Annotated in this window: 20 protein-coding genes; 3 read left to right on the top strand and 17 right to left on the bottom strand. The window is 29.6% G+C overall.

Features of this window, described 5'->3' with window-relative positions; translation table 11 throughout:
- Window positions 1-36 precede the first annotated feature (36 nt).
- Window positions 37-879 (bottom strand): cupin-like domain-containing protein, encoded by an 843-nt coding sequence (locus Q4Q35_RS15215; protein ID WP_303278859.1) that lies wholly within the window; start codon window positions 877-879, stop codon window positions 37-39.
- Between the two features lie 395 nt (window positions 880-1,274).
- On the opposite strand from Q4Q35_RS15215, the gene Q4Q35_RS15210 reads away from it, so the two are divergent.
- Both Q4Q35_RS15210 and Q4Q35_RS15205 read left to right on the top strand, forming a co-directional pair.
- Window positions 1,275-2,609: an MBOAT family O-acyltransferase gene (locus tag Q4Q35_RS15210; protein WP_367892750.1), complete on the top strand. Its 1,335-nt coding sequence runs from the start codon at window positions 1,275-1,277 to the stop codon at window positions 2,607-2,609.
- A 5-nt stretch (window positions 2,610-2,614) separates the two neighbouring features.
- Window positions 2,615-3,574 carry a hypothetical protein gene (locus Q4Q35_RS15205; RefSeq protein WP_303278857.1) on the top strand — a complete coding sequence of 320 codons (960 nt, stop codon included), beginning with the start codon at window positions 2,615-2,617 and terminating at the stop codon, window positions 3,572-3,574.
- A 9-nt stretch (window positions 3,575-3,583) separates the two neighbouring features.
- Here Q4Q35_RS15205 and Q4Q35_RS15200 read toward each other — a convergent pair whose 3' ends face one another.
- The 4 genes from Q4Q35_RS15200 to Q4Q35_RS15185 form a co-directional block, all read right to left on the bottom strand.
- Window positions 3,584-6,367, bottom strand: a complete 2,784-nt coding sequence (locus Q4Q35_RS15200) for a NeuD/PglB/VioB family sugar acetyltransferase (protein ID WP_303278856.1) — start codon at window positions 6,365-6,367, stop codon at window positions 3,584-3,586.
- Window positions 6,360-6,968, bottom strand: coding sequence for a sugar transferase (locus Q4Q35_RS15195; protein WP_303278855.1), 609 nt, complete (start codon window positions 6,966-6,968; stop codon window positions 6,360-6,362). The genes Q4Q35_RS15200 and Q4Q35_RS15195 overlap by 8 nt, the downstream gene beginning before the upstream one ends.
- Window positions 6,961-7,581, bottom strand: a complete 621-nt coding sequence (locus tag Q4Q35_RS15190; protein ID WP_303278854.1) for a sugar transferase — start codon at window positions 7,579-7,581, stop codon at window positions 6,961-6,963. The genes Q4Q35_RS15195 and Q4Q35_RS15190 overlap by 8 nt, the downstream gene beginning before the upstream one ends.
- 130 nt (window positions 7,582-7,711) lie before the next feature.
- The gene (locus Q4Q35_RS15185) at window positions 7,712-8,773 is read right to left on the bottom strand and encodes a hypothetical protein (RefSeq protein WP_303278853.1); all 1,062 of its coding nucleotides are present in this window, start codon (window positions 8,771-8,773) and stop codon (window positions 7,712-7,714) included.
- Between the two features lie 73 nt (window positions 8,774-8,846).
- Between Q4Q35_RS15185 and Q4Q35_RS15180 the strand changes: the two genes are divergently transcribed.
- Window positions 8,847-9,698: a formyltransferase family protein gene (locus Q4Q35_RS15180; protein WP_303278852.1), complete on the top strand. Its 852-nt coding sequence runs from the start codon at window positions 8,847-8,849 to the stop codon at window positions 9,696-9,698.
- On the opposite strand, the gene Q4Q35_RS15175 is transcribed toward Q4Q35_RS15180, so the two are convergent.
- The 12 genes from Q4Q35_RS15175 to Q4Q35_RS15120 all read right to left on the bottom strand — a co-directional run bounded on the left by Q4Q35_RS15175 (window position 9,695) and on the right by Q4Q35_RS15120 (window position 22,864).
- The gene (locus tag Q4Q35_RS15175) at window positions 9,695-9,940 is read right to left on the bottom strand and encodes an acyl carrier protein (protein WP_303278851.1); all 246 of its coding nucleotides are present in this window, start codon (window positions 9,938-9,940) and stop codon (window positions 9,695-9,697) included. The genes Q4Q35_RS15180 and Q4Q35_RS15175 overlap by 4 nt on opposite strands.
- A gap of 2 nt (window positions 9,941-9,942) precedes the next feature.
- Window positions 9,943-11,448, bottom strand: a complete 1,506-nt coding sequence (locus tag Q4Q35_RS15170) for an AMP-binding protein (protein WP_303278850.1) — start codon at window positions 11,446-11,448, stop codon at window positions 9,943-9,945.
- Window positions 11,449-11,457: 9 nt separating this feature from the next.
- The gene (locus Q4Q35_RS15165; protein WP_303278849.1) at window positions 11,458-12,540 is read right to left on the bottom strand and encodes a hypothetical protein; all 1,083 of its coding nucleotides are present in this window, start codon (window positions 12,538-12,540) and stop codon (window positions 11,458-11,460) included.
- Between the two features lie 7 nt (window positions 12,541-12,547).
- Window positions 12,548-13,855: a CoF synthetase gene (locus Q4Q35_RS15160; protein ID WP_303278848.1), complete on the bottom strand. Its 1,308-nt coding sequence runs from the start codon at window positions 13,853-13,855 to the stop codon at window positions 12,548-12,550.
- Window positions 13,856-13,906: 51 nt separating this feature from the next.
- Window positions 13,907-15,061 (bottom strand): glycosyltransferase family 4 protein, encoded by a 1,155-nt coding sequence (locus tag Q4Q35_RS15155; protein ID WP_303278847.1) that lies wholly within the window; start codon window positions 15,059-15,061, stop codon window positions 13,907-13,909.
- A 154-nt stretch (window positions 15,062-15,215) separates the two neighbouring features.
- On the bottom strand, window positions 15,216-16,349 hold the full coding sequence (locus Q4Q35_RS15150) for a GNAT family N-acetyltransferase (protein WP_303278846.1): 1,134 nt from the start codon (window positions 16,347-16,349) through the stop codon (window positions 15,216-15,218).
- Between the two features lie 13 nt (window positions 16,350-16,362).
- Entirely contained in the window at window positions 16,363-17,556 is a 1,194-nt protein-coding gene (locus tag Q4Q35_RS15145) for a GNAT family N-acetyltransferase (RefSeq protein ID WP_303278845.1), read from the bottom strand.
- 8 nt (window positions 17,557-17,564) lie between these two features.
- A complete protein-coding gene (locus tag Q4Q35_RS15140; protein ID WP_303278844.1) occupies window positions 17,565-18,755 on the bottom strand; it encodes a GNAT family N-acetyltransferase in 1,191 nt (396 codons plus the stop codon).
- A gap of 10 nt (window positions 18,756-18,765) precedes the next feature.
- The gene (locus tag Q4Q35_RS15135; RefSeq protein ID WP_303278843.1) at window positions 18,766-19,920 is read right to left on the bottom strand and encodes a GNAT family N-acetyltransferase; all 1,155 of its coding nucleotides are present in this window, start codon (window positions 19,918-19,920) and stop codon (window positions 18,766-18,768) included.
- Window positions 19,921-19,946: 26 nt separating this feature from the next.
- Window positions 19,947-20,888, bottom strand: coding sequence for a GNAT family N-acetyltransferase (locus tag Q4Q35_RS15130; RefSeq protein WP_303278842.1), 942 nt, complete (start codon window positions 20,886-20,888; stop codon window positions 19,947-19,949).
- A gap of 19 nt (window positions 20,889-20,907) precedes the next feature.
- A complete protein-coding gene (locus Q4Q35_RS15125) occupies window positions 20,908-21,915 on the bottom strand; it encodes a GNAT family N-acetyltransferase (RefSeq protein ID WP_303278841.1) in 1,008 nt (335 codons plus the stop codon).
- Between the two features lies 1 nt (window position 21,916).
- Window positions 21,917-22,864, bottom strand: coding sequence for a hypothetical protein (locus Q4Q35_RS15120; protein WP_303278840.1), 948 nt, complete (start codon window positions 22,862-22,864; stop codon window positions 21,917-21,919).

Below are 22,864 nucleotides of genomic sequence, written 5' to 3'. Positions count from 1 at the left end.
ATATAAAAAAGCCCTCTAAGTGGGGCTTTTTTTATGCTATTTCTTTTCGCAACAAAAACAGTTATTTACTTTATAATAACCTCTTTTATGTAAGGATTGTATAATTCTTTCTTTAAATTTTAAACTATAAACTTCAAATTTGGTATATCCAAAATTGCTGATGCTTATTGAAGGATCAAGTGATTGTACATAATGCCACCAGTTTTGAGGTACAAATAATACGTCACCTGGCTCCAGAATTACAGTTTGAAAGTCATTATTCATAAATTCAGGGAATTTGTCTTTATCAAAATTGTTAATATCGACATCACTGGCTACAGCTCCATAAATATGCTTACTACTTGGATACATCGTTTTATTAAACTTTGTTGAGCAAATTATAAACATTTTTTTTCCTTTTATTTGGGCATATACATTATTGGCTGTATCTGCATGAAAACCAGATATGGTGTTGGCAGGTCCAATCCAAGCTGTAATGTCGTTTACTTTTGTATGGGCTTCAAAAAAAGAGAAGTCAATATGACTTTTAAGCTCTGGATAGTATTCAAAAATGTCTAATGTTGTTAAATAATCTTTAAACCTTTTATTATTATTTTCAGCATCTTTTAATTGTTTTATGTAGTCTTTAAAAGAAGCTTTTCTGTATCTGTTGTCATCTTGAATAAAATTGTCTGATAATAAATATACATCTTTATCATCTTTAAGGTTCAGGAAAAAATCTAAGTTCCATTTTTGTGTAGACTCCCATTTTGAGGCTAACCCTTTAATAATAACAGGTTTTTTCTTGTTGAAATACTCTTTTTTAAAGGAAGAGGCATCTATAGAGGTTATTTCTTTAACCGATTGACTTTGGTCTAGGATCTCAGATACTATATTCATGTTCTGTAATTTTATGGTTAAGAGTAACTAAAAAGCTATTTTGTTAGATAAAATTATCAAAATATTTAATGCTAATTCACTTATATTATATTATTAGATTATTGGGGCGATTATTTCGATATACCACCTAATAATGCAGTAATAATAGATTATCTGTAGATTACTTTGTGCTATTTGCATAGTAATCATGTAATTCAAAGAATAATTTTGACATTCTAGATGTGTTGTAGGACATTTAACGATATTTAGACTATTAACATATTTTAATTGGTTAGTACATGGTATTTAATTCTATAGAATTTTTCATTTTCCTTTTTATAGTTTTTGTTTTTTATTGGTCCCTCTTTAAAAAGAGCGTTAAAATTCAAAATGTCTTCTTACTTATAGCTAGCTATATGTTTTATGGTTGGTGGGATTGGAGATTTCTTTCGTTAATATTATTAAGTACTACTGTTGACTATTTCGTTGGGATCAAAATAGATTCATATACCAAACATTCAAAGCGAAAATTATGGCTATGGGTTAGCGTTATATTTAACGTCGGACTTTTAGGATTTTTTAAATACTACAATTTCTTTGTAGACTCGTGGATAGATATGTTTTCTATGTTAGGGTACGATATTAAGAGTACATGGACGTTAAAGGTTATTCTTCCGGTAGGTATTTCTTTTTATACGTTTCAAACCATGTCTTATTCTTTTGATATTTATTATAACAAATTAAAACCAACCAGAGACTACTTATCATTTGCTGCCTTTGTAAGTTTCTTTCCTCAGTTGGTTGCTGGCCCCATAGAGAGAGCTTCTAATTTGCTTTCACAGATAATTAATAAAAGAGAGTTTAGTTACGAGCAATGTGTTGGTGGCTTAAAACTTATATTATGGGGATTGTTTAAAAAAGTTGTTATTGCGGATGCTTTGGCTCCAATTGTAGATGATATTTTTGCTAATTATACTACATACCCAGCATCAACGCTTATATTAGGAGTTACTTTATTTAGTTTCCAGGTATATGGCGATTTTAGTGGCTATTCTGATATTGCTATTGGTACCGCTAAATTATTTGGTATAGAATTGAAATCTAATTTTAAGTTTCCAAGTTTTTCCAGGAATGTTGCCGAATACTGGCAACGCTGGCATGTTTCTCTTTCTACTTGGTTTAGGCATTATGTTTACATTCCGTTAGGTGGTTCTAGGGTTGGTAAACTTAAATCTGTTAGAAATATCATTATTATATTCTTAGTAAGTGGTTTTTGGCATGGTGCTAACTGGACCTTTATTTTTTGGGGAGCTTTTCATGCCTTGGCATATATCCCGGTGTTTTTAATGGGAAGAAATACGATCTATAAAAACAGTGTTGTAGGGGAGAACTCATTTTTTCCTTCTTTGGTTGAAATAGGGCAGGTGCTGCTTACGTTTTCCATAGTTACTTTTTCAAGGATATTCTTTAGATCGGAATCCATTACTGATGCATTTGCATTTATAAAAGGAATATGCTCTAATTTTACATATGAAGTGTATGATCACCCTGTGGGGTACAGAATGATTGATTACTATGTACTTATAGCTCTTTTTGTTTTGTATGAGTACCGTATTAGAAAAGATGAACGCTCACCGTTTAAGTTCAAATCTAAAATAGTTAGATTCATTGCTTATACCATAGTGATTTTAGGAATGCTATTATTTTATGATAGCAATATTGATAGATCATTTATTTACTTTCAATTTTAACCGGGATGAAAAGAATATTTTTAAAAACCGTTTTATATATTATTTTGATCTTAATCTTATTAGAGGTTATCGTGCGTATTTTACATTTAGCAAAAGATAGCCCAGCAAGGTTTATTGATGAGTATAAAGTTGAAAAATGGGTTCCTAATCAAGAAGGATATTCTGTAACTGGAAACCGACGTCAAAACTTTTCTAAATTTTATATAAACAATTCAGGGTATAATTCATACAGAGAGTTTACGCCTTCTAAAGAGAAAATAGAAATTGCGTTGGTAGGTGATTCTTTTATTGAAGGGTTTCATCAAAACTATTATAACTCAATTGGTAAAAAAATTGAGAATAAATTAAATAAGATAGAGGTATACGAATATGGTTATGCCGGATACGATCTGGCAGACCAATTGCATTTAATATCTGCTTATAAGAGCCAATTCGATTTAATAGATCATGTTGTTTTAGGGCTAAAATTTGAAAACGATCTGACTAGAGGTGAATACCGTGTTGTAAAGGAAAGAATGCATTTAGAGTCACCTTTATACAGAAATGTTCGTAAGATCAAATTACTAGTTTATGTCCAAAACATAGGGGCTTTAGATCCGTTAAGAGGGGTAGCAAAACGATTGATGTCTTTTGGTAAACAACAAGTAGATGTCCCAAAAGAAACTTTAAGTCAAAAAGTTATTGAAGCAAAACACTTTGACTATATTGAAAACTTTAAAAGTTTGGTTGATATTTATGGATTTGACAAAAAACGGTTTGTATTTCTTTTAGATACTAGTATTACGCCACAAGTTTTTTTAGATTATTTAGAAAATAATAATTTTAAATACCTAGATACTTTTACAGCATTAAATAAGTCAAAAACACCAACTACACTGATTTATGATAAGCATTGGAACAATTATGGAAGAAGTATTGTTGCTTCAATAATTGTTGATTATATAAAATCGAACCATAATAATTAAAATTAATATTTATTCCTGATACCTGTAAAGAGGGAAGAAATCTACCTCTCCTAATTCTTTATTGTTGCTCGATAATTCGTTATAAACATCATGATTACTGATGTATTTCCATACTTTGAATGATTTGAAGTCTTTAGAAAAGGAAGATTTAAATCTAAAAAGCTCATCTTCTTCATTACCTAAACCACCTCCTAAATTAAAGAATGTGTATTTTTCTTCTGTACTTCTAATGCGCATTTCATCTATTAATAAGCGAATTGGTGAGATAGCTAGAAACTCATTTTTAGTTCCCGAGATATGATATTGTATAATATTATTGGTTTTTACCATCATCGCAGCAGAAATAATTTTATTCGTTTCAATTTCAACTGCAAAGAGAACATCGGTATTGAAGTCTTTACTATTAATAAATTTATTAAAGTACCCTTCTGGGAAATAGTAATTACGTTTAGCTTTTACCCTATCCATATTTTCATAATACAATTTAATAAACTCTTTAATATCTTTTTCTTCTTGGCTACAAACTACCTTTAAGGATTTTCTACCTTTATTTAAATAGCGTTTTGTGGTTTTGGAGAATATGGTGCGTTGTTCGTCTAAGGGTAAGGTAAGGTCTATATTAACAATATTACCTAGTTTTGCTGTTTCTCCTAAGTTTTGAAGAATCTCTGATTGGTTTTCAATAAAAGGATTTAGCCTGGAAAAAACAGAAATAATGTTTTCCCCTTTAAAATATTGATTTAATTCCTTAATGAAATTACTATTGTTAAATGATGCTGTTACATTTTTTTGAAGGGGCCCTGAATATCCATAGACTGAAGTAGCATCATAATAGTCTGAATTATCAATTTTTCTTACGATTAAAGGCAAACCTATCAAGATATCACCTTCTGTATATTTAATTAAAATAGCTTTTTCGTCTTTTTCTTTTGATAAATCATGATAATCGAATGTATGATAGAAATCATAATTTTTAACCAGTTTAAGAACGGATTGCCATTCATCTTTAGATGTTATTATATTTAAACGACTGTTGTTACTCACTTGCTTATAAATTGGGAAATATGCATTAGAATTACTTACCAGTGAATTAACATCAGTATAACTAACTTTTATTTCCTTTAATAAATTACTGTATATTTTTTTGTTGATAACCTTTCTTCCAGTATAAAAAACGACATCATCGTCTTTTGGGAAGAATGATTTTTTATATTGATAAAGACCATCGAAATCTTTTCTGCCTCCTCCTAGTACATAGTATTTTTTTTCATGTTCGACAGCCCACTTCATAACTTCAATTTTTAAGAAGTCATTCGGTCTGGAATCAAAATATTCGGCATGAGTACCTCCTAAATAGGAATATAAAGTATCCCCGTCAATAATAATTAATTCGGCAGAAACAGGTATGTCATTTTTATTAATAATAGCTATTAAAACCTTGTCTTGATTGTTTTCAATTAAATTTTTAAAATAATCTAGAGGGTAGAAATAATTTTTAGCCGCAGCGTTGCGTTGCATCGTTTTTATATATATTAAATAAAAACTACTAATAATTTTTGCCGGAATAGTACCAGAATAAATGTTTGCTTTTAAATCATTCTTCTCTGCTTTCCTGTAATTATTTCTTACTTTTTGCTTTAAATTATTCCAAATTGTTTCAAAGGAATGAATTTTTCCTTTTACATTGTTTAAACTTGGAATTAAGTGACCAGAATAATGCTTGTGATTACCGTTTAAACTAAACCGCATAAACTCTGTAACAACATTATTCTTTTTATACCATTTGTCAACTTTTTTCCAAAAGGCTTTTATGTCTTCATCACTAGCATTGTTATATAAAGGGCCGCTATAACCGTAGGGTGATGTAACATCATAGAATTGAATATCTTCTAATTCATTGATTTTGAGATTATTTAAGTAAATGGGCATTAAAATTTTCACCTCATCGTTTCTTCGTAATATAAAATAACTCAATTTGCTATTATCTTTGTAATTACAATATTGTAAAGAATAAAATGAACTAAAACTTTTAAACCCTCTTAAAATAGCATTATACTTATTTACATCTGCTTCTTTAGAAATAGTATGTAGTTCAATTTTATAAGTAGATGTTTTTACTGTATTAAGCATACCTAAATATTTATCGTCTTTTTTTCTATCTTTAATTTCTTTTGCAGGAACTCCAAAGGCTGTTTTACAGTTACTTATGTTTGTATTAACTAAAGCGCCTGCACCTATTACAGAATGTTTCCCAACCTTAACGCATTCAATGATATTTGCGCCTAATGATATAGCAGAGCATTTGCCTATAACAACTTCCCCGCCAATCGTTACTCCGGGAGCGATACTACAAAAATCTTTTAAAGTAACATCATGACCAATAGAGCTTTTAGTATTGATTATACATTGCTTTCCTATTGTAGCATCACTATTTATTACTACTCCAGCCATTACAGCGGTGCCTTCTCCAAGCGTTACATTTTCACCAATAATTGCATCCGGGTGTATAACTGTAATGAATTTAAAATTTGTTAATGTAAATGCTATTTCTTTATATAATTTCTTTCTTGTCCAATTATCCCCGATAGCGATTATACCACCGTAAATATTATTAGCCTCAATTATTTTTGATAAGTCATTTTCCGTACCCAAAACCTTGTGTCCGCCAATTATAGTTCCTTTCTTTTTATAAGAATCTATCAAGCCTAATATTTCATATTCGGCTTGTTTTTTTATGATGTCAATTATTACTTTGGCATGCCCAGACGCTCCAATAACTAATACTCTATTCATTTTTTGTTCCTGTAAATTCAGGCATATTAACACCGTCACTGCTGTTTATGTCCTGAGGTATAATTATACGTTTTATAGTTAGAAGTATAATTTTAAAATCTAGTATGAAAGATTGGTTGTTTACATACCAAACATCTAAGCTAAACTTCTTTTCCCATGATATAGCGTTACGCCCTTTAACTTGAGCCCAACCAGTAATCCCAGGTCTTAGGTAATGTCTTTGTTTTTGAAAGTCATTGTATAAAGGTAAATAGTGTACAAGTAATGGTCTTGGTCCAACAATACTCATATCTCCTTTAATTACGTTTATTAATTGAGGAATCTCATCAAAAGAATATTTTCTTATAAAATGCCCAATTTTGGTTACTCGCTTTAAGTTATGTACATCTTTTGGAGCATTGGGATCTAAATCCCTCATGGTTTTAAACTTGACTATTTTAAATAGCTTTTCGTTTTTTCCAGGTCGTTCTTGAAAAAAGAAAGGTTTGCCTCTATTAACAAAAAGTAAGCATAATAGAATAATTAAAAAAATAGGGGATAGGAGTAAAAATGCAATTATTGCCAATATTAAGTCGAAAAATCTTTTTAGTATTTTATACATTTTGCCTTTTTATGTTTCTATAATCGTCTAAATCAATTATACCTTCACTTAAATTTGTGTCTGACCCTTTAATAACCTTTAAAATAGTTTTAAAAAAAATCTTGACATCTAAATAAAAACTCATTTTTTCAACATATTCAATATCAAGGGCTAGTTTGTCATCCCAATTTAGGGAGTTTCTGCCAGATATTTGAGCTAAACCAGTCACACCCGGCTTAACTGAGTGTCTTATTCTTTCAGCCTCAGTGTAAAAAGGTAAATATTTTACTCTTAATGGTCTAGGCCCAACTAAACTCATGTGACCGACTAATATGTTTATTAGTTGTGGAATTTCGTCTAAAGAATACTTTCTTATAAAATTGCCAAATAAAGTAACTCTTTGGTCATCTGGTAATAATTCATTGTTAGCATCTTTTTTGTCAGACATAGATTTAAATTTAATTATCTTAAATACCTCTTCATTTTTACCAGGGCGACTTTGAAAAAAGAAAGGCCTCCCTTTATTTGTAAATAAAAGGATAAAACTGATAATGAAAAATAGAGGGGATAAGATTAATAAACCTGTTGAGGCCAAAAACACATCAATTATTCTTTTAAACAATTTTTTGTACATGCTTCTTAGTTGATCTCAAAAATATGTCATTATTATGCGCCTTTAAAGAAAATACGTTTATATTACTATTTAATCGATAATTTGTTTTTTGGAAAAGCTAAAGTGATTATAAAACAAATGTTAATTTTTACTATCTATCGGTGTAATTATTTATAATGCCGGTTATAAACTTAATGTCTTCATCAGTGTACCTGTAATCAATATGAATATTAATAAAATACCCATAGCCAGATTTGTTTTCCGGCCATAGTAAAGAGGGATATATATCTTTTGAAATTAAATAGTTTTTAAAATGATTTAGTTTGTCAAAACTTTTAAAATGTAAAGTTAACCCAAAAGGGGTTGATTTACGATCAACAAGTTCAAAAACACTGTTGTCTTTTAATAGATCAACCATTATTTCAAAGTTTCTTTCTTTGAAGCTTAAATAATCATTGTTTAAGTATAATTCTATTAATTTTTCATGTTTTCTATCTATTTTAACTAAATCATAATTACTATGCATCATATTTTCTGCATTATAAACAAGTTGCAAAAAATCATTTTTTAAATTTTCATTAATTGATATACTTTCTTCAAACTCTTGCTTTTTCTTCATTCCCAAAATAATGTTATTCCAGATTTCACTAAAAAAAGCAGAGGGTTTTAAATCTATCTCCGGTAATTTTTCTCCGTTCGGTATCCACGCTATACCAGCAAGAGGTACGGGTACTGATTTTCTCAATGAAGCAAAACAAAAATCGGCATTACTATCAACACACGATTTACTTAACCAACCATGCGAATGATCTTCAATAATAAAAACGTTCTTTTTACTTGTTTCTAAAAAGCAATGCGAAATCCCCCAAAAATTATTAATCAAAACAACATCGTTTTCACTAACAAAATTATCTGGCTTTATAATATGGGACTTATCTAAAGGATTTACTCGATAAGTCTCAATGTTTTTATAGTTTTTTCTTAACCAGGATGTAACGTGTTGACAATAGTATTCTGGAATCCAAAACGTATTTATTTTAGTGTTTAATTTAATTGTTTCAATAATATACTTTATGGCATGTCTCCCTGAATAAAACAGTTTTCTATTAACTGGCTTGAAACTATTTTTCGAATTACTGAAAACTTCTGATTCATAATTTACATTAGAAAAAAAAGAACCATACCCTTTTTTCTTTGTTAATTTATCATGCATGATATTTAATTTATTCAAAAATCAATATAATTGAATAGCTTTGCAAGCATTAATGTTTAAAATTTTGCTTTAAATGGTAAATAATAAGAAGATTGTTTTTTTAGGTTCGAGAATTCATGTGATAAATGAATTATTACAAGATGTTCAAAGAGATGATCTTATTATTTATGCTCTTGAAAATAGTTTTTTGGTTAGTTATTTAAATGAACGAAACATAAGTTATCTTACTTTTTCGATGCGTGATAAGAAAGCGTGTTTAGATGAACTATTGTTACTGGACTTCGATGTTTTAATCTCTAATGGCTGTCCTATAGTCTTTCCTGTACAAAAGTTTAAACCTCATCAAATATTAATAAATATACACCCTACTTATTTACCCCATTTACAAGGAAAAACCCCTATGAATGGTGTGTTTTATTTAAATTATAGTTTTTATGGAGCTACGATGCATTATATTGATAAAGGAATAGATACAGGAGACGTAATTTGCCAAAAAAAGGAAGAACTAACAAGTGACATCGACTTAGGACTCTTATATCATTTAGCAATGAAATTAGAAGGTTGGGTGTTTAAAGAAGGATGGAGGAAGTTAAAACAGGCTAATTTTGAATATATAGGTATTAAACAGGATGCAAAATCGACTTATTTTAATAGAACTAATGAAATGCGAAATTTAGATTTCAATAATAAAACAGATATTTTATTATTGAAAATTAAAAGTTTTGGAATCAAAAGTCAAGGTTGTACAGCTATTATTGAAAATGAAAAATATAAAATTTTTGAAGCTGAACGGATTATACATGAACCATTGCTTAAGAATCACAAAGATTCAGAGCCGGGAAAAATTGTTTTGGTTTATGATGAGAAATTTTTGGTTAAAACAATTGATGGTATAATAAAGGTTAAAAAATATGAAATAATTTAATTTGAAAGTTCCTTTTGGATGCATTCAATTAAATTCCCTACATTGTTCATATTCATTAAATCCATTAGTTTAAATTTAATATTAAAGGAGTTTTCTATATCAGTTATAATCATCATATGTGTTACAGATTCCCAACCGTCAACATCGTGAGCAGTTGTCTCTTCCTTTAATTCGAACTTGCTATGCTCAAGTACCTTAACAAATGATATTTTTATTTTTTCTAAAATAGCTTCTTTTGTCATAATTATTTTTTTGTAATTAATTCTCTTAGTTTCTTTCTATCTAGTTTCCCATTGATATTATGGGGTAATTGATTTAAAAAATGAGTTTGAGTAGGAATCATGTAATTAGGCAGTTTTACTTGTAGATGATCAAAGAGGGTAGATGTATCGAAAGCATTACCTTCAATTACTAATGCAATTTCATTATTCCCGTCACTGCTATTTACATCTATTACTGTTAAATTTTCTTTGGTTACTATGTTCTTTACATGAAACTCGATTTCTCCTAATTCTACTCTAAAACCACGTATTTTTACTTGAAAATCTTTCCTTTCAACATACATTAAATTTCCACCATCTTCTCTAAAACAGATATCTCCGGTTTTATAAAAGTGTTTAGTTTCTCCATTTTCTAACTGTGTATTGAAAAATAATGTATTATTAAGTTTTTCGTTTTTCCAATAGCCTTTGGTTAGCTGTTCTCCGGAAAGACATAATTCACCTGCTTCGTTATTTTCCAATATGTTGCCTTCATTATTGATAATGATATAATCGATGCCCGCCAGAGGTTTTCCTATAGATAAAACACCATTATGTGATTTATTTGAATCGCCAGACACATATGTATAATAAGTACTGCAAACCGTACACTCTGTTGGTCCGTAATGATTATAAATTTTACTATTAGGAACACATGTGATCCACTCTTTAACAATGTCTTCAAATAACTTTCCTCCTCCAAACACACAATATCGGACACTTGGTTGATTTATTTCAGAAAAGTAAGGCCTTAAATAATATATTATAGAAGGCACCATTTTAAGTACTGTAAGATCGTATTTTTGCATTAATTTAAAAATGTAAAAATACTTTATACTATCGGACGGAACCGTATAGCTACAAGCACCAGCCAAAAATGCTGGCATAAACGCAGTAAGAGATGCATCGAAAGTAAGATCATACATTTGAAGACACCTGTCTGAACTATTCAATGAATATTCATTATCATTACCCAATGCTGATAGCAATGCATTTAGGTTTTCAAAACTTATCGGGATACCTTTAGGCTTACCTGTACTTCCGCTGGTAAATAGAATATAAGCGGTATTACTTTTTGTATATGATATAGTTTTTAACGTGTGATTTTTTGATACTTCTTCATTAGATAAAAGGCTGAGAATTGTAAAGTCAGTCGAATACAAAGATTTTTTTTTGGAATCAAACACGTACACACTCTTTGTAAGCTTAAAAATCTCAGTGTTTCTGTCTTTTGGAGCAGTGGGATTAATGGGGATGTATGCTTTACTTTCAAACCATAATGCAAAAATAGTTGCGTATGTTTCTAAATCATCATTCGCAACTAACCCAATTAGTTTTTCTTCAGGGGGTATTTGAGTTTGGATGATTTTTCTAATATTTAAAACGCAATCTGATAAGGCTTCGTACGTATAATAGATATCATTGATACATAGCGCATTCTTTGACGCATTAGAAATAAAAGATTCCTGAAGTTTGTTTAAAAAATTCATAGTTCCGTTTTAAGCAAAATGTCCATCTTGTTGATATACTTTTTTGTCACTAAAATCGAGACTTATATCATTGTGCACTAAAGAGACCAGTGCTCTTTTATTAGTGAAAGCTTTTAAAAACTTTTTGCTTATATGAGCCCCTAAAACTTCATCTTCGGTTAAAAGGAAAGTACACTTACTTTCAATAAAATATTCCATGAGAGCATCTAAACAATATTGATAATGATCGTGATCACAAAGAAAATACCTGGTAACAAATTCATCACCTCTAACAAGTACTGATATAAAGCCTATTATTTTATTACCCATCTTTACAAAAAAGTTTGTGTTGTGTATTTTATGTGAAATACTGCCTATTAGACAATTATAGGAGAGTTTCTTGTTTTTTAAAGTATATTGGTTGTTATCTATTTGCCAATTAATATAGTCTTTGGATTTTGGAATCAAATCATTTACTACATGTTTTTCTATAAAGAGCCATGTGTTTTTATTAATATCGGATATATATTCGCAACTAAGACTCCCTGTTTTAATTTTATTCTTATTAATTGAAGCAATTAAATAATGAGACAAATTTGAAACACCTTTAATCAGAGGGGTAATAGCTTTAAGAAAACGAAATTTATTAATAAATAAATGGTGATCTAAATTAAATACAAAGATATACCTGGTTCTTTTTGAAAACTCTTTATATGGATGTTTTTTATAATAATCAAGTGTGTCTGTTCCTAAATATTTTATAATTAATTGATTTTTTGTTGCTTCTAAAGAAACTCTTTTTGTATATGCGGATAGGATGCTTTCTTTATGTTTTTCAGCAACCCACCATCGGCTGCTCCAGTATATTTTTGCAGTGCCTTGGTCTGTATTTATCAAATCAGGAATTAAATAAATAAAAGAAACCAGAGTGTTATTTTCAATTCCCAGAATGGCACAAACATCTTCATCTTCAATACGTTCGTTTTTTAACAACCATAAGGCCTTATTTTTACTAAATGGAACAAATTCAGCATCACTTTGCCAGTATAAGTTTTGTTCCAAAGCGTCTTTAAGCATTTTACGGGTTAGTGATACTATTTGTAGGTCTTTCATTGATTTCTTAATAATTTTTAACAAAGTTATTAACTGTGGCTTTTCTTTTTCCTGAAGACAATAAAGGGATTCCTTTAACATATTTTATATTGATGATGGCATCGCTACCCAGATACCCTTTGAATTCTTCAATGACCTGTTGTTTTTGGTTAAATTCGTTAGTTGTATTTAATTTTAATTCATATTTTTTATTAGATTTCTGGATTAGCTGACCTTGAATAACACCTTTATATTCAACTACATTGGTTACTATAAAAGATGAAACTATTTCGCCTTTCGTATTATATATAACATCAGTTTTTCTTCCTTCTATATTTTTTAAGACAGGCGGTGTTGCTGTATAATCAATAGTGCCTACATCTCCGGTATCGTAACGTATTAATGGATTTGCATAGTTGTACAGATCGGTAACTACAATTCTACCAGGTTCTCCGGGTTCTGCCAGAATATCTTCGTTCAATTTAAATATTTCAACGTGATAACTTGCCCAGTTTATAGCAAAAGTATCTTCGCCTATTTTTTGCTGAGCGACAATGCCATTTTCCATGTTAGAGTACCTGGATACAAGTGGTACATTAAAGTATTTCTTCATTGATTCTTTAGTGTATCTATTTACACCCTCAGACATTGCTATAATTGATTTGGTATTTACTTTTAATGGTTTGGAATTCGTTTTATCCAGATATTTACAGATAAGCTCATATCCAGAGGGATAACCTAGCCAGCCTTTGTTTGAAGGGTCTTCTGTGATCTCTGAAATTATTTTAGAGATGTATACATCATTCATATTCAAAACTTCGAGTTCTTTAATGTTCTGTGAGAAATTTCTAAATGATGATTTTCTTAAGTGATTATCCCAATGTCTTAAATACAAAAGTTTATACCCAATTCTAAATCCGGCTAGTCTCGAAAAGTATATGGTGTCTGCCGTATTTCTTATTATTTTACTTTTGTTTTGATTTATTTTAAGAGTGATGCTTGTAGAGCCACTTGTTGATACCGTTTTTAGTTTTTTTTTTGTATAACGTTTAGACCGGAACTCCTGATAGCGATCTCTAACCATGTTCTTGTTAATTACCGGAAACCCTTCAAACGTCATATGGTTTTTATAGAAATCTGTTGTTGTACGTACATGTTGTGTAAGGCGTTCCAATTTTAAACTTAGATTTTTCTTTGCCTCAGGGCTTGAAAAATTTTCAAGTATATATGTGATATCACCTAGATGCTTTTTAATTTTTCCGTCTCGTAAGAACCTGTCCAACATCCAAAAACATTTATAGCGTAAATTTTCAAGCACTGTTTGAATTTTCCTCATAAACTTATAATGTCATTATTGTCGTGAAAATCGATTCAGTTTAATTAAGTTTCATTTAATCCGATCACTAGTTTCAAGTTGCTTATATTCTTTTAATAATGCATCCCAAACTACTTGGCATTTGTATCTGGTAAGAATTAAGTCTCTACATTTTTTTGAATCAAACTTAATATCCTTATTATATATTTGAAGCATTTTATCGTAAAGTAGGTCTGAATTTTTCACAGGAATAATAGTGCCATTTTCTCCCTCAAGAATAATTTCGTTAGAACCGTTAATATCTGTCACTATAGAAGGTAAACCTAAGGCTCCTGCTTGCATTACTACATTGGGAAAGCCTTCTCGGTAACTTGGAAAGGTAAGTACGTCTGAAATCAAAAAATAAGGGCGAACATCATCCACCCAACCTGTAAATATTATGTTCAGGTTATTCTCAATGTATGCCACAGTTTCCAGGGTTAGTGGATCTAGGTTATTCTCATAAGTTCCTACTAATAATAATTTTACATTATCATGTTCTTTGTTTAGCTTAACGAATGCAGTTACCAATTCGTTTATACCTTTGTCTTTAACAAGTCTGCCAGCAAACACAAACACAAAGTCATCATCAGAAATACCAATTTCATTCTTGAATGCTTTTAATTTATCACCTTCAAAAATTTGAGGATCAAAAAAATCACCATCAATCCCGTTTACATTTCCATTAGCAAGTACTTTAAGAGGCTTTTTAGTAATGTTATAGTTTATTAAATCTTTTTTAACACCTTGACCTTCAGGGAAAATTATAGTGGAAAAACGACAGAGTAATCTATCTGTAAAGATTAGTACTTTTTTCATGAAACCGACTTGTGTCGGGAAAATAAGCCCTGTAAACGTGTGTATTCGATTAGGTACTCTAGCAAAATAGGCTGCAATCATACTTAAAAGTCCAGCTTTAGGCGTCATGGAATGAACAATAAAAGGTTTTTCTTTTTTGAAAAACCTGTAGAGATGATACAGTGATTTAATATCCTTGGAAATACTAATTCTTCTTTGCATATCTATACACTTAACTGATATTAGTTCATTTTGAATGACTTTATCAACATTAGGCCCTGGTGATGATACTCCAATAACTTCGTAATGGTTATTCAGAAATTTTAGTTGACCTTTTAGAAGTGGAAATGATCCATCTACAGTTACTGCTCTTATTATTTTCTTCTTCATGTTAATTATAAAAAAATGACTAAAAACCATCGTGAGCAAATATAAAAAAGTAATTTATTAGCAATTTATTTTCTCTTTCTATTGCTTGGTTTTAGCGTTAAACGCAATTTTTAGACGAATCTTAAAGTATGAGAGCACAAAACTTGATTTTGATTTAATTTTGAAATAACTTTTGATATTTGTTTTTCCCTATAATTAAGTATTCATTATTATTAACCTTATATACGTTTATGCTTTCAATGTGGTCTATAGTAGTATATGAAAAATCGTGAATGTGTCTCCTTAAAAAACATGACGACTTATCTGTGTGTTTAATTGCTTTTAAATTTGAAACTTCATGACGAATACTGTCTTCTATATTTTTAATTTGAGTAAGGGATACCGAACTGTTTATTGCGGCGGATTGATTTTTGAGGCAGCCTAATATTTTTTCGGGTTTCTTTGATTTTAAATACTCTTTAAGCCTATATTTTAAAGTATTGTAAATTCCAAAAAAGGTAGAGTTATCGGAATACACTATATATTGATAATATCTGTAAATATTATTACTCCATCTTCGTTTATAGTCTGTGCCACCTACGCCCATTTCAAATAGGATGTAATCGTTGCGCTTGCACCATTCTACTTGTTTAAAAATTTCGACATGCCCCAATCCGAATTTTGAATAATCTATACTATAAGAAGATACGTAACTAAAAAGAATTTTGTCGTAATGGTAGTTTAAAGAAATTTCAATGGGTTCTTCATCATTATAAATAACAAATAATGACGCTGTTTTGTTTATTATTTTTTCGTAAGTACTACTTAATAAGAAATCCCATTCTTTCATGTTTTTGTGTGTGTCATTTAATTCTCTGAATCGTTCTATGATCATATTTTTTAATGACTCCATGATAAAAAAGTAGTTTTCTTGAGACAGGTCACCATGGTATAGCTTATAACGTATGTTAAAACAAGACTCTAGTCGATTTACATATCGTTTTATAATACTTCTTTTTTTACTGCTGAATTGTTGCTGTAAATAGCCTTCTATAGAGTTTACATCATTTAAAAGAATGGAGTATCCCCAGTTATATTGGGGGATTTTTTTTGTTTTATACTTATGGTTTCTGCGATTTAATTCGAAATATTCCGGAACCAGCTTAAAAGAATAGATGTTTTCATATTCAATATCGGGTTCTTTATTAATTACTTTTTTATTAAAATATTCAAATGAGTCATATAACTTTTTTACCCTTTCTTCAATAAAAAGGTTTGGAAATACGGTTATGTTTTTATGTAAAGGCATATTAATTACTAAACTATATTGCTATCTCCAGTTTTATTTTTTTTTCTTTTCCAGCGAGATATGTTACGTTATTGTTTGTTTTATCTTTAAAAACCGTTAGATCATTTACTGACTCTTTGTTATTGTACAAAAAATAGTTTACTGACTTTATTAATGCCGGATCTATTTGGTTGACTTTTATTGGATTTAAATTACTAAAATCAGGGAGCTTATTAACTATAGTTTCCATAACATGATTTTTTGCAGTGTTTTCTTCTTTTTTAATATTAAAAATTTGGTATTTAAGCCTGACATATTTACTGTATAAAATCTGGGCGTTTATTTTTTTTAGTTCCTTAATGGACGTGAATTTTAATCGAAGCATAAAAAATTTATAATAAGCAAATAGGGAAGGGGTTATGTTTTTTGAATTATAGACGATGTGCTGCTCATAGATGTAGTTATCGGTGATGTATTTCCTTTTATGTAAAAAGTCACCTCTTCCCATATCGAAAGTTTTGATTCCATGATTAAAGCACCATTCCAAATGGTTTACCATATTCACATGCCCCAGGTTAAACATTTGATAATCTATATCGTAACAGCTGTTCCAATGAAGCAATAACTGGTCTTCAATAAAATTTAAGGTGATGTTTATGGGTTTTAGTTTGTCGTAAATAACAAAAATACTGGCCTTTTTTTGGCGGACTAGTGGATACATCATCTCTCGATATATTTCCAGGTATGGTAATTCGAAATTGGTTTCTCCCTTTTGCTCGAACCTTCTTATTGTAATATGTTTGAGGATATCGAATATGTGATCGTACTCGTTTTTTGAAAAATCACCAAAAAACACTTTGTAACCCGGGGCGATACATAAATCAAGTCTTTTTTTATATCGTTTTAATTGCGATTTTCTTCCTCTGCCTAACTTTCTGCTCATGTAATCGTTCAAGTCCTGATACTTCGCCAGATTAATGAAAAAACCTGTATAAAGCGGAACTGTAAGCGTTTTAAGTTCGGGGGATTTCTTCGATAGTTCTAGTGAAAAGTAATTGGGGATATCAAAAACAGAATATATGTTTTCAGAACTATCAGTTTGAGATACGTTTTTATTGTTGAATAAAATACTATTGGATATTTTATTTACAACTTTACTATAAAATCCAGGAAATTGCTTTTCTTTAAAAGTAAAGTCCAAAAAGAAGCTTCGTTTTATATATTTCAATCCAAACATTATCCTTTTATGATATCTACAATTAATAATTGGTTATTATCTTTTCCTATTACTTCGAAGTAGTTAGGTTTGTCGGCAATGCTATATACACTGGTATTGCTAAAATGTTCTTTATTTAAGAATAGAAAATTATAAACATACCGTTTTAAATAGCGATAATCGGCATTAGTTTGGATGTTAATTTTAGTCTTGGCGTTTTTAGTATGTATATTGTTTTTTACGGTGATTTTTACTTCCTTAATATGCTGTGGTTTGTTTGTATACTTATAAGTAAACTTTCTAATCTTTTTATAGGGTTTGTCTAAGTTGTATGATTTTACCTTTTTTATAAGGTATTGCCTAAATCGTTCCTTTGAGGTCATGTAATGAGCTTTCATATTAAAATATATTGCTCCGGAATTATAGGCTATTTGCATATAGTTAAAATAAGAACCTGTAGCCCATTTTTGTTTATAATAGTCGTAACCTTTTAATAGATCGTATGCTTTAAATTTATTCTGAAAACACCATTCTATATTTTTAAGCATATCTATGGCTCCTAAATGGAATTTACTATAATCTATATCGTAACCACTTATTATATAATATGCTAAATCGTTAGTAAACATATTTATTCTTATACTAATAGGAGTGTTGTCATTATAAATTACAAATAGGTTCGCTCTGTTCTGTATAATCATATCATAACAAAGTGTATGAAACTCTTGTAAATACTGTAATTCGTAGTTTTTTTCTTTTTTCTCCTGAAACCTTCTTACTAAAAAGTCTTTTAAAAAGATAAATAGTCTGTCGTATTCTTTTTTGTCTATGTCTCCATGATAAACAACGTATTTAGTGTTAAAGCAGGTTTCCAGCCTATTTTTGTATCGATTAAGATTATATTTGCTTTTGGGGCTTATTTTTTTTGATACGTATTCTTTAAAATCTTTAAATAAAGTCAGGTCAACAAGATGCCCTCTTAAGGTTTTTATGGTATTAATCCTGATGTTTTTAAGGTTTCTGGATAGATTCAACTCTAAATAACCCGGAATATCTTTTATGGTTGTTAATTGAACTGTCTGATTGTTTTGATTGGTCGTCTTTTTAGTGAATAAGTTAGTATTCTTATAAGTTATCGTATTATAAATAGGAGGTAAGGCACTATTTGTTAAAAGTGTTTTTAAAAATGTTATGTTTTTTTCCGTGCCCATTGATCTCTTTTCAAGGTTGTAAAAAACTTATTTGTTGTACACTTTTATTACCCTTAACAAAAAACGTGTCTGCATGGGTGGTCGATTTATATAGTTCGATATCTTTTACAGACTCCTGGCTCTTGTATAAATAATCGTAAACGGGTCTTTTTAAGGAGGCGTATTGATTATCATTCAATTGAATTTTTATTGAATCTGATCCAAAATTATGATCCTTTAATTTGATGGATGTATAATGTAAAGGCTTTTTAGTTACTTCATTCCGGTACCGGAAATTTAAAAAAGCATGGTATAATTTATCTACGTCACATTTTTTTAGTAAACCCACTAATCTATAGAAACTTTTTATTCTAAAGCTGAGTAATTGCCCAAAAACTTTTGCTAATAAGTTATTGGTATTGTAAATAACATGTTTTTGAAAGTAATACTCATCGTTTGCAAGATATGCTTTATAGGCATAACTTCCTTTGAGCAAATCGAAAATTTTTATGTCATTTTCGAAACACCAGTGTAATTGTTTTATAAAATCGATAAAGCCAAGGTAAAATTTAGAGTAGTCAATATCGTAAGCTCTGATATAGCCGTAAATAACATGACCTCTTATTAAATTAAGACAAATACTAATAGGCTTGTTGTCGTGATAAATAACAAAAAGAGCCGCTTCTTTGTTTTGTATTAAAGGATAAGCTATTTTATGATAAACATCCCAGCGTGTCAGGTCATAATTTTTCATCTTTTTCTCAACAAAACGCCTTTCAATTAAGGCATGGAATTGTTTAAAAAGCGTTTCGTAGTCTTCTAAATCAATATGCCCACAATAAGTCTTATAAGTTATATTAAAAGCGGTTTCCAATCTTTTTTGATAGGTTCTGAATTTAGACCTTCTTTTAGAACTAAAATTATGTTTTAGGTAATCCTCAACATTGGTGTAATTCTTTAAAACTATCATGGAGCCTTTAAAGCTATTGATAGTATTTGTTTTCCATTGAGAATTTTTGATGTTACCTTTCAAATAATTGGGAAAATCGTAGATGCAAACAACTTGTGCCTTGCCGTTATTTAATTTCGAATCGTCATTTTTATATACTTCTTCGTTGGAAATGGTATTGAATAAAGTGGCATAAAGTGGCAGTGCATTTCTATTTTCCAAAAAAATGCTGAGCATATCGAGTTTTTTTGTCTTTATATGTTTTAGCATTTTTTTATTAAGTATAGTATTTTGTCAAAATTAATCAGATTTCCTATAATATTTCGGTCTCTTAAAGATTTTAATATTTTAAGTTCCCAAAAAACAATTTTTGCAATAATTTTTGAAATTACCGATTTGTTATTGTAATGAATGTGGTAAAAGAAATCATATTCATAATTACACCATTTATCTTTATAATCAGATTTTCCGATAGCCAAATCAAAAATAGAGATACCGTTTTCAAAACACCACTTTAAGTGATTAAGCATGCTTATGTCTCCCATGTTATATGATGTGTAATTAGTATCGTATGTTTGAATATGACTAAAAACGACATCAGATCGATGGAAATTAAGTGTGATTGTAATGGGGGTGCCATTATCAAAAATAATATGTAAAGACGCATCTTTTTCTAAGATGCTTTTATACGCTAATGTTTTTAAGGATTCCCAACTTGCAAGATATCTGTTATGTGCTTTTTTCTCCTGAAACCTTTTTTTTAATAGATCGTAAAACGAATTAAATATAGATTCGAAACTTGATTTGTCTATATTTCCGAAGTAAACTTTATTCGTTATTTTATGGTTTCGTTCTAACTTTCTTTGTTTTGAAAACAGATTTTTTCGGTTTCTTCTACTTAGGTTTTCTTTAAGGTAATCTTCAACGGTAGCATAGTTAAGTAAATTAACGAGATATCCTTTGTATTGATTAACTTTCCTAGCTTTTAAGGTATTTTGATTGTTTAGTTTTATGTTTAAATACTCCGGGATATCTTTTGCAATAAATACCCTCTTGATAGGTGTAATACCAAATGAGTTTATGGTATGTATCGTTTTTTTGGTAAGTGCATTTGAAACTTTAGACGTATATAACGAAGCGATTTTACCTTCTAAAAATAAATCGAATACGAATTGATTTGACTTAAAAAACTTATTTATAATCATGCACCATATCTTTTGAAAATCACATACTCTTTTTTTTTCTTATAAATGACAGTTTGTGCGCAAAATTTATTAGGTCGTGTCTTCTTAAAAATAGTTTAAAACTATAATACTTGTTATAAGCCAAGGCTAAAACATAGGAAAGAAACGATTTTATATCGTAATGAATATGGTATTCAAACCAATAAATTTGATTGGACCACCTTTTTTTATATTCAAAATAACCTTTAGAAAAATCAAGAGCTTTTAATTTATGCTCAATACACCATTCCAGTTGCTTCATTATACCAACAGTTCCAAGCCGATATTTAGCATAATCGATATCGAATGCTCTAATAACATCGTACATAATATTTTCAGAGAAGTTTGTTAGGGTAATGGCAATGGGTTTTTCATTATCGTATATAACAAAAAGAGCGGCTTCCCTTTTTCGGATCATAGATAAAGTCACATCCTTGTAAAACTCCCATTCTTTTGGAGTTAGGTTGTTGTTTACTGTTTTTTTATTAAAGAAACGCTTTCTTAGAAGTTCTTTGAAATATGAAAAGATAAATTCATAATCTTTATCGCTAATCTCACCAAAATATACCTTGTAACAGGAGCTAAAGGCGTTTTCTATTTTTCTTTTATATGATTTGAATTTATATCTGCTTTTTCTGCTTATGGCATCAGACATATACTCGTCGAGCGAACTATAATTATCCAGTACACAACGGAACCCTGGGTATTGAGTAATTTTATAGGAGTTGAGATTTGGCTGATTATTTAACGTACTTATTTTGGTGTGGTCTGGTACATCATAAACAATAAGTACTTTACCTTTATAATCCTTATAGTTAACCGTTTCCGAGAGGTCGTAATTTATTCCTTTGGTATTAGTTTTGCCAATATTATAAAACAAAGGCAGATAGTTACTTTTTACAAACTCCAGCTTAGGTATTAAGTCAAAAACAAAATACTCCTTATCACAGTTAAAGTGTTTTAACCAGATTGTTTTAAAAGTGTCAGATAAAAATGGGTTACCTTTCATTTTACTCAGAATAATTACTTAAGTAAGTTTTAATATCAGTTGCTAATCGCTTTGTGAATCTTTTTGCACTTTCAGATTCCAAATGAGAGCCGTCATATGTTTTATAATTGTTTGATTGTTTTGAGTAATTAAGATAGGGGATATCATGCAAATTAGCAATACTATCCATTTCAAAATCAAATCGTCCCCAATGTTCGTTTTCAAACTTTAGAAGATCTGTATGTGAAGGCATTCTTGTTAAAAACACCTTGCCTTTTGTTTTAAGGTATTCTATGGTTTTAATAAAATAGTTATAACGATATGTTGATAACTGCTCTAATTTAATCTTTTCATTATAAAATTTTACTGTAAGTGATTTCCAATGCTCTATATCTTTATCTGTTATAATATTGTGGTTGTTTTTTAATTTAATTTCATTCCATCCATTTTGATGTGAAATTCTATGATTCCACTGGTCTAAATTATGCAAGCCATTATACAGAGGTGCTCCATAGGCATTCATTATATAATTATAGTTAGGAGACGACGTGACATTGTCAACTTTTCCTAAAGTTAATCTTTCATCATATTCGAAAACCTTTTCATCGTTTAATCCAGAAGGAGCCGTGAAGTTTCCTGGACTGATTGAAATAATGAAAATACCATTATTGGTTTTTATCTTTTTCTTAATGACGTTATAATAAACTTCTCCAAAATGCGCTTCATTAAAAGCAAAATTAACCAATGGTTTATCAAAAAAGCCGTATTTTTTTAACTCTTCTTCAATAACGAAGGGAGATATGCCTACATTGGCTCTGGACAGGCCTAAAATTAAACTACCTGCTTCCTGGGTAAATTTGTTATAATGAGGATCAACAAAACCTTTAGCTAATTTATCTACAAAGAATAGATAAACAGCAATAAAGGTTATAATAACGATACATAATTTTATAACAAAGCTTTTTAACAT

The sequence above is a fragment of the Flavivirga aquimarina genome (genome assembly GCF_030540835.1).
Lineage (GTDB): Bacteria > Bacteroidota > Bacteroidia > Flavobacteriales > Flavobacteriaceae > Flavivirga > Flavivirga aquimarina.
This window is presented reverse-complemented; position numbering and strand designations above follow the sequence as displayed.